This window comes from Bacillus sp. IT-79MI2 (assembly GCF_949768135.1).
GTDB lineage: Bacteria > Bacillota > Bacilli > Bacillales > Bacillaceae_G > Bacillus_A > Bacillus_A pseudomycoides.
This window is the reverse complement of the sequence record NZ_CATKPV010000044.1, coordinates 96,459-108,600: the sequence shown is the minus strand read 5'-3', so window position 1 is coordinate 108,600 and position 12,142 is coordinate 96,459. Positions and strand designations below refer to the sequence as shown.

Genomic DNA, 12,142 nt, shown 5'->3' with positions numbered 1-12,142 from the left:
CTCCTTATTCTTTATACTCTCGAACATTAAAGGCCCCCTCTGGGAGTACTTGGCCCTCATATTCTTCTTGTGAGAGATAGAACGTTGTTATCTCATCACCTATATAAATATCAAAAGCGTATTGAATCTTTTGAACTCCCTTTTCCGACAAAATTAATTTTTTTTGTTCAGCAACGCTAGGATGAGTAAAAACGTCACGGTAAGTCAGTTTCGCACCATATTGGCTGTTAACTCGATTAATTAGACTCATTGCGTTTAAGGAGTGTCCACCAATTTCAAAAAAGTTATCATAAACACCTATCTCATTAACTGATAACACTTCCCTCCAAATATTCACTAATTCTTGTTCAATAGTAGTCTTAGGTGCCACATGTTCTGAGCTGAGATCGAACTGTTTAGGATCAGGTAAAGAACTTCTATCAACTTTTCCATTTTGAGTCATTGGCATTTTATTAAGGTTGATAATGCGTGCAGGTATCATATATTCAGGTAAGAACTGTTTTAATAAGCTATGCCATTCGCCTCTTGACCGAGTAACGTTAGTTTCTACATATGAAATTAGTTGTCTTTCATTTTCATTATAGTGATGGACTATAGTAACACAGTTACGTACATCATCTTGGCTTGCTAATACTGCATCTATTTCTCCGAGTTCAATCCGGTAACCACGTATTTTTACTTGATGGTCAATTCGCCCAAGGTATTCTAATTCGCCCTCATGGTTATAACGTGCCAAGTCCCCAGACTTATATAAAAGAGTTCCTTTCAACTCAGGAATCGAACTTTCCACAAACATTTCGGAAGTCTTTTCTGGATTGTTAAAATAGCACTTAGCAAGCCCTCTACCAGCAATATGAATCTCACCAACAGCCCCATATGGAACTAGCTCTCCTTGCTTATCTAGCAAGTAAACTTGCAAATCGTCAAGAGGGTAACCGATGGGACTCCCCTGCCACAAAACGTTTAGATCTTCTTCAGAAATCTTTCTATGTGTACAATGAATGGTTGTCTCTGTAATTCCATACATATTTACTAATTCTATTTGTTTATCATAGCGATTCATCCAAGAACGTAAGCGCTGAACATTAAGTGCCTCTCCACCAAATATTACGTAACGAATATGCTGTTCCAAACTAGCAGACGATTTGTTAGCATCTGCTTCAATAAGATTATAGAAAGCTGAAGGCGTTTGATTTAGTACTGTAACACGCTCTTGAGTTAAAAAATTCAGAAAATTAGCTGTTGACTTTGCCAATTCTTGTGAAACAATGACTAAACATCCACCGTGCAGTAATGCACCATACATTTCCCACACTGAGAAATCAAAACAATAGGAATGGAACATAGTCCAAACATCTTGAGAATTAAAATGAAATTTACTTTTAGCAACATCAAACAATCTTCCTAAATTAGCGCGGGTAATAATAACTCCCTTAGGTTTACCAGTGGAGCCAGACGTATAAATCATGTAAAGTGGATCATCCAAAGAGTTAATCTTCGTGAGATTCCAATTAGGCTCTTGTTCCATCATCTCGAGATTATTATCCAGATTCAATATATCCCCTTTAAATTGATTCAATTGTTTGTGTAATTGTCGATGAGTCAAAAGGATTTCAGCTTCACTATCTTCGATAATATAATTGATTCTCTCACTCGGATAATCAGGATCCACCGGAATATAATACCCACCAGCCTTGACCACTGCCAAAATACCAATAATCATTTCAATGGAACGGTGAAATAACAAAGCTACAGGTGTTTCAATACCTACATTTCGTCTACGTAATCCATGTGCGAGCTGGTTTGCTCTTTCATTTAATTCTTTGTACGTTAATTCATGATTACCGAAGCGAACTGCTATTTTTTCAGGATTTGTATTTACTTGACTTTCAAATTCTCCCTGAATATTAAGTATTTTCTCAATATACAAATTTGAATTATGCATATCTAATAGTTGTTGACGTTCTTTCTTAGAACAAATCGGTAATTGACCAATTTTACATTGAGGATCTTTGACGATATTGCCTAACAATGTTTCAATATTGCTTAGAATTCTATCCATTGTTTCCTTTTTAAACAAATCTGTGGAATATTCTAAACTTACAGAGGTAGAATTCTCACACTCATCCAAGTACAATGTAAAATCAAATTTAGCGGATGTCGCTGAAGGATTCACACGATAAGTTTTCAAATCTCCAACGGTATATTTCAAATTAACATGCTCTTGAACGAACATAACTGAAAAGATTGGATGATGACTAAGGTCTCTGTTTTTTACCAATTCTTCAACCAATTTATCAAATCCATATTGTTTGTGCTCCAAATGGGATAAAACTGTTTCCTTAACTTGCTTGAGATGATCATTAAATGATTTCGAATCAGAAACATGTTGTCGAACTGGTAAAACGTTAACGAACATACCTATTAAATTTTCTGTGTCTTGATATGTACGATTTGCGACCGGCGTCCCCACAATGAGATCCTGTTGCCCTGTATAACGATATAATAGCGTTTGAAATGCTGAAAGTACTAGCATATACATAGTTACTTCATGCTCCCGGCAAAAATCATTAAGTGCGCTCGTGAGTTCGTATGGAAATTCACGAGAAGTACTCGCACCGCGATATGATTGTATAGGTGGACGAGCAAAATCCGTTGGAAAATTTATAACCGGTAACTCTCCCTGTAAGTGATCCAACCAATAAGCACGATCTTTCTCCAATAGTTGACTGTCGATTGACGAATTTTCCCAAGCGGCATAGTCTACATACTGAATAGGTAATGCATCAAGTTTTTGGGTACTCCCTTTGATCAAGTAAGTATAGTTTATGTCTAATTCATTAAGAAAGAGATCAGTTGACCAACCATCGAACACTATATGATGTACATTAAAAAGAAAAAGGTATTTGTCGTTTGAAATCTTGAATAGAGAAGTATTAAATAAAGGGCCTTCTTCCAAATCAAAAATCCTATTAGACTCTTCCAAAAGTAGGTCCGTTATTAATTGTTCTATATCTTGTTTACTTCTAGATGTCCAGTTTCCTTTTTTTAATGAAACTGACACATTCTCTTTAATTTTTTGTACTGGCTGACTTCCTTCCATTATTATATTGCTACGTAAAATATCATGTCGGTCCACAATCATTTGAAGAGCCGTATGAAACTTATCCACCTTAACTTCACCATTAATTTCCAAACAAATAGGGACGTTGTATAAAGTACTATTTGAAATCATTTGATCAAAATGCCACAAACGTTTTTGTGCAAAAGATAATTCATAACTCTCTTGCTTTTGTAACCTTGAAATGACATTATTAGGTTTGCTTAGTTCCCTTTCCCCCATCGATTTAAGGAACTCCGCTAAATCTTTCACTCTTGGATATTCAAATATATCACGTTGAGAAAGTTGAACCCCAAATGTTCTATTAATATGCGTAATTGCCTGCGATGCCTTTATGGAATGTCCACCAAATTCAAAAAAGTGATCATATATACCAATGTGCTTTATATCTAAAACATCCTGCCAAATTTCAGCTAATGTCTTTTCTAATTGTGTGACCGGGGCAGTATAATTGAGATTAGTCCTTTTTTGTTCATCAGGTTCAGGCAGTGCTTTTCTGTCTACTTTACCAGTAGCCGAATATGGAAACTCTGACATCAAGATGAGATACTGTGGCAACATATAAATAGGCAAAGACTCCCGAAGGTATTTCCATATCTCTTTTTCTGTTACATTATCATGAGGAATTATATAAGCAATTATTTGTTTTTCACCTTGCCTATTTCCCTTTGACATTACCACCACTTCACGAATGGAGGTGAATTCTAGTAATACAGTTTCAATTTCTTGTAGTTCAATACGATAACCTCGAATTTTCACTTGATCATCCTCACGACCGAGAAATACAATATTCCCGTCAGGAGAGAAACGACCAAGATCACCTGTCTTATAAAGAGGATAATCGGATATTTGCGGATGAAAAATAAAACGCTCCCTTGTTAGTTCTTCCTTGTTTAAATAACCACGCGCTATCCCTGGTTCGCCTATATATATCTCCCCAGGCACTCCAATTGGGACATGGTTAAGCCTTTTGTCCAAGATATGAATTTCACAATTTGGCAAAGGTTTTCCTATCGGTAACGGTTCTGGAATATTATTACTATCTTTAGATGACCAAGCGGTCGAGCATACCGTCGATTCAGTTGGACCGTAGGCATTTATAAAATGTACATACTTACTCCATATTTTTGCTAATAAAGATGGACAAATCTCCCCCCCTGATACAAGACATTCTAGATGTGGAGTTTGGCCAGGTGTTAATTGGCTAATCATAGAAGGAGAAAGCACCGCGAATGTGATTCTCTCTTTTATAATTAAATTTTTTAATCGAGATGGGTCCTTCAATTCTTCTGAAGGTGCTAATACAATGGATGCCCCGTGCGCCAGAGCAAAAAAGGTCTCCATAACGGAAACATCAAATGAAAATGATGCGAATTGTAATATACGGCTATCCCGATGAATTCCAAATAACTTAACTTGAGCCATTACAAAATTACAAACACCTTGATGTGTAAGCATTGTACCTTTTGGTCTGCCGGTGGATCCAGAAGTATAAATAATATAAGCTAAATCGTTAGGCATATTGTTCGATTTTAAGCGATTACTCGCTAAAGTTTTTAAACGCTCATACTCCGATTCAAGTTGAAATACTTCACCTGTAAACTTAGCCAAACGCTTATTCAAGTGTTTCTCTGTAATTACAATGGCTGGTTGACAATCATCTAGTATATATTTAAGTCGTGATTGTGGTAAATCAGGATCTAGTGGAACATATACAAATCCTGCCTTTAAAACTGCTAATATGCTAATAATTTTTTGCTCAGAGTGTTCTAAAAACAGACCAATTTTGGTCCCTTTATCATGCCCTCTTGCCCGTAACATATGTGCCATCTGGTTAGCTCGTGTCTCAAGTTCTTTGTAAGTAATGTTTTGTCCTTTATGGCGTACTGCAATAGAATCAGGCGCAGTGTCTACCTGTTGTTCAAATAATTGATGAATTGCGAGAGTCCTTGGATATGGGATAGCCGTATCATTAAACTTAGCAAGCATTTGTTTTTCTTTTTCACAAAGCAGAGACAAAGAATACAATTCAGTTTGCGGGTTATCCGAAATATTTTTCAATAAAGTCAGAAAATTATCCGCCATTCTTTCAATTGTTTCTCTTTCATATAGTCCAGAGTTGTAAACCCATTGTAAATAAACCTTACCTTCTGCTTGTTTTACAGTTACTCCTATTTCTAAGCTAGAGTGTTTTTCAAACATGCGGATGTTATCTTCTGAAATAGCATTATTAACATTAAAACCGACAGCAGGAATAGAGTCTGAACAGTTTCCAGAGTTGAACTCCGTAAATCCCTCCATATTTATATAGGGATAATCAGCCTTAATTTGACCAATTAGTTCAGATATTGATTTATCTGGTTCAATTACAATTTTTAAAGGAATTAAGGTTTGCAAACCACCTTGAAAGCCTACTAATAAATTTGTTTCACGAGTATATCGATGCAAGAAAACAAGGTATGTTGACAAAAGGATCCCTGTCATTGAGATATTATGTGTCTCACTTAACACACTTAAACGAGTTGTTAGACTTGGAGAAAGAGCACTCTCTTCTAATGAACACACATTTCGCTTATGGTTAATACGAGAATAATCAGTAAATAACTTTAACGTAGGCAAAGTTGAACTTTCTTTTAATGCTTGCAAATCATTATCCTGTTCCATTAAATCTTGTTTCATAGTCTCCCTCCTATTCCTTTAATAGAAATCTTTATCGTTTTTTGACTTCATGTGTTGATAAACGACATCGGGAATCTTCCACAGCTCTGGAAAAAACGGTGCCACTGTAACACGTTGTAAGTCAGTTACAGGACGCCCTCGTAAACTAGTTGGAATCCCAAAATCATCTTCGTTTTTATCTGTATCCTTGGTATTACCATAGGGACAGCTTTTTGATTTTCTTACATGATGGTCCATCAATTCTATTGACTCTTCTATATGTGCTGATGCTCCACCCAAGTGTCCCCACACCATTCGCAAATGCAATTGTTTCCATTCCATCAATTTAACATCAAATTTTTGAATGCCATCATAGACATGTGATAACAAAGCTAATCTGTCAGGTAATATACTTATCCTTTCAGTATCCGAACGTAATATGGCAAAACTTTTTGGTGTGTAACCATGTTCTTTTAAGGCCTTAACAAGTTCTTTCCACAGGACTTTCGTCACCAGTTTTAAATTTCTCATCCCAGGTGAATCAAATCCAGTTGCCCCTTCTGGTAACTTTGCACGCATCCTAAGTAAGCTAGATTGCGTCAATGTATTAACAAATACCCTTAGTGCTCTATAAGGAGCGTCTGCCAACAAAATTATACGCTCCATTAAACTATCAGCTCGCGAATAGTCTTCGTTTCGTAGTGCCTCTATAACGGCACGGATTTCAAAGTGAATAGTGTACCATGTTAATTCAGTTTTTATATGTTGAATTTGAAACAGTCGTTGATCATGGTCAATTAACTCATCTTCCGGTATTAAAACATCTAACACTTTAGAAATCCCAGAATCTTCTTCATAGACAGTTTCTCGAGCATATTCAAAACGAAGTGACCGTTCATTCTCTTTTGGATTCATGTATTTCTTATTTTTAATATCTTGCATCAATTAATGCCCCCTTCATAACTTTGCAGGAAAGGAAATAGTGGGGCTTCTACATACATCTTTAAATATGGAGTCCCCAGAGTGTCACCTGTACCACGCTGTGATCCAAGCATTTTTATAGCTATTTTATAATGCATATTTTTCCACAAAAGATATGACTTTTCGAATAAATTCATACTTCCCAAAAATCCTTTAAATTCTTCATTCCACTTTACTTCTTCATCTTCTAAATGAACTTTCAAAATATCTTCGAAATTCACTATTTCATTCAAGTTATATTTATGCTTTAATCTTGGAACAGCTTGAAAGGCAGGCGAATTTAATCTTTCCTTTTTGGGATGTGCGGCTAATAATTCTATCATTTTAAATTGCTCTGATTGAATTGCACTTGCCCCTTCAGTATATATACGAAATGCTGAGAAATTCTCTTTATCCATCGTCATGAGTATACGAATTATAGAAATATTACCTTGGAAAACTTCAGCCAATGATTTCATTACAATCTCTGCATCGGAGAAAGAACCATTACGTATATAATCTTGACAATTAAGAAAACCTTTAATTACGATACTGAATAGCATTTCGAAGCCCTGTAATGTTCTAATAAAAACATATTCATCGTGAACCGTCCAAACCGGCATCATTGACACCTTAAGTGCTAAAATCACATTTGGGGGTATCTGATTCTGAATTGTATAGATAAAATCTAAAGTAAGTTTTCCTAGTTCAGTTGGAAGCGGAGAGTCTACAGCTGATTCCTTTTTCCAATGACTAAGAAGGTCTTCTAGTGAATCAGGAGTTCTCACTTTTGTTGTAAAAGAAGAATATATACGAATCGAATTAAGAGAATGCAAGATTCTTTTCTTTCTCTTCTGTTGGGGTATTAAGAGCTCCCGGAATCGCTTTTCTTCATCTAGAAGTGTTTCGCATTCGAACCGAATAATATCACATAATATAGCAAGCAAATGTGATATTCTTATTTCCAAATGGGCTGGATAACCTATATTATTGTCCTTCATTAACCCCTCAAGGACATGTGTACCAATATAAGATCTATAATTATACTTCCCTTCGTATTTATCTAAAAGTGTGGACAAAAAATCTATTAATTCGTTTTTTGATTCTCCTTCACCTGAGACATTTTCATTCAAATAATCCTTAATTAATTTCAATTCATAAAGTACTTCTTTCGATACAAAATGTTTTCCTTGAGCATGGTAGTGCTCTAAAACCTTTTTTACTGGAAATATATCAAGGGATTCCAAACGCTTAGAATCATTTTCATTAATTAACCTTGTTCGATAATCAACCAGGACTTCAATCACACTTTTCTCAACTTCTGTTCGCAACAATATTTCCACCTCGCAAATTCAATATAATAAGATAATTATATATAATACCCTTAAATATTTTCTTTATTTTTAGATAACTTTTTATATAAAATACTTTCTTTATTTTTAGATAATTTTTTATATAAAATATTTTCAGATGATTCGAACAACGAATTTATTATATCAAATGGTTTATCATTTGTAAATTTTTTCTTTTTTAGAATTTTTATTACAGAGCTACCACCCCCATGATGACTTATCCTTTAATTGATTAATACTATTATTTCAAATCCCACTTTTATTTAGGATCTTCAATAAAGACCTACAAAGGAACGATGTTATTTTTTAAAAATTAAAATTATCAAAATAATAATATTACTTTAAATGGGATAACTAATAATTAAAAACAAATATTGACCTTATCATTAACGTTCTAAAGTTGCTTCATTTTTTTGTCAAGATGCTAGTTGATCCTTGATCTTAAGCTGAGAAATCAAATAATCCTTGTTCAGGAATAGCAATAAACATGGGATCTTATCTTAGGCTACCAGCATACTTATCCGTTTAATATCCAGTAACATGTTGATAAAGTGAAACTTCCATCAGTGGGGGTCTTATTTCCCACCTACCTTCCTTACTTTCTTTCTGAATCTTTAGGTGGAGATCTTACGGAATATACTTTTCACATGATAACAGTCGTGTTATAGTGGGCGGTATTCTTCACTGAATCGTTAAGCACCAACTATAGTGCGAATTAGTTCCCTTAACCCAATCATTTCACCAACCAATTTATACAATAATAGTCCTGAGAATCAATAGTTAAATTATAAATGCTAGTTTACAAATGTACACTATTGATTGAATAAATACGTTCAAAAATGATTGGAGAATTCTAAGAAAACTATTGCTACTAAGCCATTTTAGCTAAAATATATGTATAAGAATGTCTTTTGTACTTTGTTTTTTACTTCTTCATGCATGTAGTTGAATGGAATTTGTATAACAAAACTGTTTCAACTACATGCATGACCCAACTAAAGCGTTAGTGCAGATCTAGAAACAAACAATTTCTGTCGATATTTAAAACATTTCTGTACATCTTTACACAAGCGAAACTGTATATTTTAGAATAATCATTTACAGTTAAATCACCACCATTAAATTTAAATTTTTCCTGTTTATTGAAATCTATCATTTGATTAGGTACACTAGTCATAGAAAGTTGCTCCTTCGTATGTATTGGTTCGTTAACTATGAAATTACTAAAAGTTGGACCTCTTTTCATATTTTTTGTCTTTCACCATTTTGATGATAAGTTATATTTACAGCAATCCGTTTCATCACTAGAATTTTATGGTTGTCTCTTTAAATTGTGAAGATTTCAGAATTTAAATTGTAAGGGGAGTTGAGTATCTATAATTGTACATATTTGTATTAATGATTGGCTTGGTTTATAAATTTTTTATATAAATAAAGGAGGAGTTTGAAATATGGAACTTCAAACTAAAAGGCTTAAATTGATCGCTTGCAACCCAGATTTCGTATCAACAATTTCATCTGAAGAATATGAAATAGGAGAACACATAGAAGAACATCTAAACGAACTAAAAAAAGACCCTACTATTTTAGGGTGGGGAGTTTGGTTTGTCGTAAATAAACAGAATAATAGGATTATTGGCGATATCGGTTTTAAAGGTAAACCTTCCTTGGAGAACACAGTGGAAATAGGGTATGGACTTGTTCCTTCTGCTCAAAAAAATGGATATGCAACAGAGGCAGTAAAAGCAGTTATAGAATGGGCTTTTACATCTAACCAAGTAAATAAGGTAATTGCTGAATGTCTAGAGGATAATATCCCCTCTATAAGAGTTTTAGAAAGACTAAAAATGAATAGGGTCGAACAAAAAGGCAATATGCTAAAATGGGAATTAAAGAATATTTAATTTAGTCTAGAGGTTTTTTCTTTCCTTAACAACAACGTGCCAGCTGCTTGTCGCACCTTTTTCTTTGCAACTAGCAGTTACACACAATAATAAAGAACCTTATATAGGGCATTATCGTGAGGTGATGTCTGATGGGACCCTATAACGCTGTACGAAAATAAAGGAAAATCCATACTTTGGATAGGCTACACTGAACTAAACAAAAAATCAAGATCAAGTAGACTACCACCAACATAATTAGAGGAGAATCTACATGACAAAGAAAGTACAAGCCTCCGCCATGGTTCTGCGTAGGTTTGTACTTTTGTAATCTGATTTTTTAGTATTAGATTACCTATATCATAACATATGATTAACTACATTTTAATCTAGTAAGTTGAATTTCAAATTGACAATTAAATCTTCTAGTTTTATTCCCGTAATACTACAATATTCTTTTAAATCAAACCATATTCTATCCCATGGATCCATTTCTCTGATCTCGCATACAGGACCGCTACAATCTGTAATGAAATAGTCTTGGAATGGTTCGGTAATTAATCTATACTTTTTTAATTCATCTATATTTTTACCCATTTGATTATTATTTAAATTTAAAACCCCTTGAATCTCATCTAGTGATACAAATCTTCCATCCAACCGTTCGAGCATTGTGCAAAACACTACTCTTCCTTCTGGAATAATTTTCATCAATGTTTGATTAACTATGGAAGTTAACGCCTCTATGGTTCCCTGCAAATCTTCCTCACAAATCTCCCATTTTAACGCGTTATTTATTGCTTCCAAAGAATTCGGTGGATAAAATTCTTGATTCTTTGTTATATCTGTTATTAATTCCTTATTCATATCATCAAACAGATTTTTAAATTTCGCTTCATGTTTCGCCTTCATTTCTTGCATTTTTTCCACGGTATAAACTTCGGTGTTATCGGTAGTCTTATGATGTTCATAGCACAATAGCATGAGATTTGATAACGCTCTTCTGTCATCGTTTGTCATACTAGGGTTAAACCTTTGTCCACCCTCACTAGCTGCTTCAATATGACAAATTTGGGTTCTGGTGCAAAAACTCCAAAACTCTTGCAAGTAATCTCTTAAACTTGGACATACTGATAATATTACTCTAAAAAAGGTGTGTGATCAGTATGGAAAAGGAAAATTTATTCAAATGGAAGCATTATCAGCCTGAACTAATCTTATTAACAGTAAGGTGGTACCTACGGTACAATTTGAGCTTCCGTAACCTAGTGGAAATGATGGAGGAAAGAGGATTATCCATTGCTCACACAACGATTATGCGCTGGGTTCATCAATATGGACCTCAATTAGAAGAGAAAGTACGACATCATCTTAAATCAACAAATGATTCATGGCGAGTCGATGAAACTTATATTAAAGTAAAAGGGCAATGGATGTATTTATATCGTGCCGTTGATTCTGAAGGGAATACCATTGATTTTTATCTAAGTAAATCAAGAGATAAACAAGCAGCCAAGTGCTTTTTCAAGAAAGCCTTGGCTTTTTCGTACGTTTCTAAACCTCGCGTGATAACAGTAGATAAGAACCCTGCCTATCCTGTAGCAATTCAAGCGTTGAAAGAAGAAAAACATATGCCCGAAGGCATAAAGCTAAGACAAGTTAGATATCTCAATAATATAGTGGAACAAGATCATCGTTTTATTAAGAAACGTGTGCGTTCTATGTTAGGATTCAAGTCTTTTGACACGGCTACATCCATTCTTGCAGGAGTAGAAGCCATGCATATAAAAAAGAACAGATTGATTTACGGGATCAGTCTGTTCAAAACCAGAAAGAATTCATCCATCAATTGTTTGGGCTAACAGCATAAAATACAATTCCGCTAGAAATATATGCGCTATATTCTCTTTTATTTTATCTTTGCACCAGAACCCAAAAAGGCTCGTTATTGGTCAAAATAACCCTCAGCGCAAGAAAATTCTGGCATCTTAATAATAATTGAATTAGTTACAAAAATTATGGTTTTTGGTAAATATCTATTAAAATCATTGCTTGAATCATGCGGAATCGAATGGGTTATTACATTTTATGTAAGTTACTTTTCACTTCACGGTACGATTGCTCCTTCTACCCCTATAATAAGAAAAGGAGATTTATTTAATTATATA

5 protein-coding genes and 1 pseudogene are annotated in these 12,142 nt (G+C 34.4%); 2 read left to right on the top strand and 4 right to left on the bottom strand.

The features are described from left to right. Positions 1-4: 4 nt before the first annotated feature. The 3 genes from ACM6HU_RS03330 to ACM6HU_RS03320 are packed head-to-tail and all read right to left on the bottom strand — an operon-like array spanning position 5 to position 8,070. Positions 5-5,800 carry an amino acid adenylation domain-containing protein gene (locus ACM6HU_RS03330; protein WP_414847988.1) on the bottom strand — a complete coding sequence of 1,932 codons (5,796 nt, stop codon included), beginning with the start codon at positions 5,798-5,800 and terminating at the stop codon, positions 5-7. An 18-nt stretch (positions 5,801-5,818) separates the two neighbouring features. After that, complete coding sequence (locus ACM6HU_RS03325; protein WP_275857838.1) at positions 5,819-6,721, bottom strand: hypothetical protein; 903 nt, start codon at positions 6,719-6,721, stop codon at positions 5,819-5,821. Then, positions 6,721-8,070 carry a tryptophan 2,3-dioxygenase family protein gene (locus ACM6HU_RS03320; RefSeq protein WP_275857837.1) on the bottom strand — a complete coding sequence of 450 codons (1,350 nt, stop codon included), beginning with the start codon at positions 8,068-8,070 and terminating at the stop codon, positions 6,721-6,723. Before ACM6HU_RS03320 ends, ACM6HU_RS03325 begins: the two co-directional genes overlap by 1 nt. 1,472 nt (positions 8,071-9,542) lie before the next feature. On the opposite strand from ACM6HU_RS03320, the gene ACM6HU_RS03315 reads away from it, so the two are divergent. Next, positions 9,543-9,995, top strand: a complete 453-nt coding sequence (locus ACM6HU_RS03315) for a GNAT family N-acetyltransferase (protein ID WP_098873592.1) — start codon at positions 9,543-9,545, stop codon at positions 9,993-9,995. Positions 9,996-10,358: 363 nt separating this feature from the next. Here the strand turns inward: ACM6HU_RS03315 and ACM6HU_RS03310 are convergent, their stop codons facing one another. Continuing rightward, positions 10,359-10,994 (bottom strand): hypothetical protein, encoded by a 636-nt coding sequence (locus ACM6HU_RS03310; protein ID WP_414847987.1) that lies wholly within the window; start codon positions 10,992-10,994, stop codon positions 10,359-10,361. Positions 10,995-11,140: 146 nt separating this feature from the next. Here ACM6HU_RS03310 and ACM6HU_RS03305 point away from each other — a divergent pair. After that, a pseudogene (locus ACM6HU_RS03305) lies at positions 11,141-11,844 on the top strand (IS6 family transposase). Positions 11,845-12,142 lie beyond the last annotated feature (298 nt).

Coding starts and splice junctions, on each gene's coding strand:
- ACM6HU_RS03310 (WP_414847987.1), bottom strand. CDS start 10,994: ATGACAAACGATGACAGAAGAGCGTTATCAAATCTCATGCTATTGTGC.
- ACM6HU_RS03325 (WP_275857838.1), bottom strand. CDS start 6,721: ATGCAAGATATTAAAAATAAGAAATACATGAATCCAAAAGAGAATGAA.
- ACM6HU_RS03330 (WP_414847988.1), bottom strand. CDS start 5,800: ATGAAACAAGATTTAATGGAACAGGATAATGATTTGCAAGCATTAAAA.
- ACM6HU_RS03315 (WP_098873592.1), top strand. CDS start 9,543: ATGGAACTTCAAACTAAAAGGCTTAAATTGATCGCTTGCAACCCAGAT.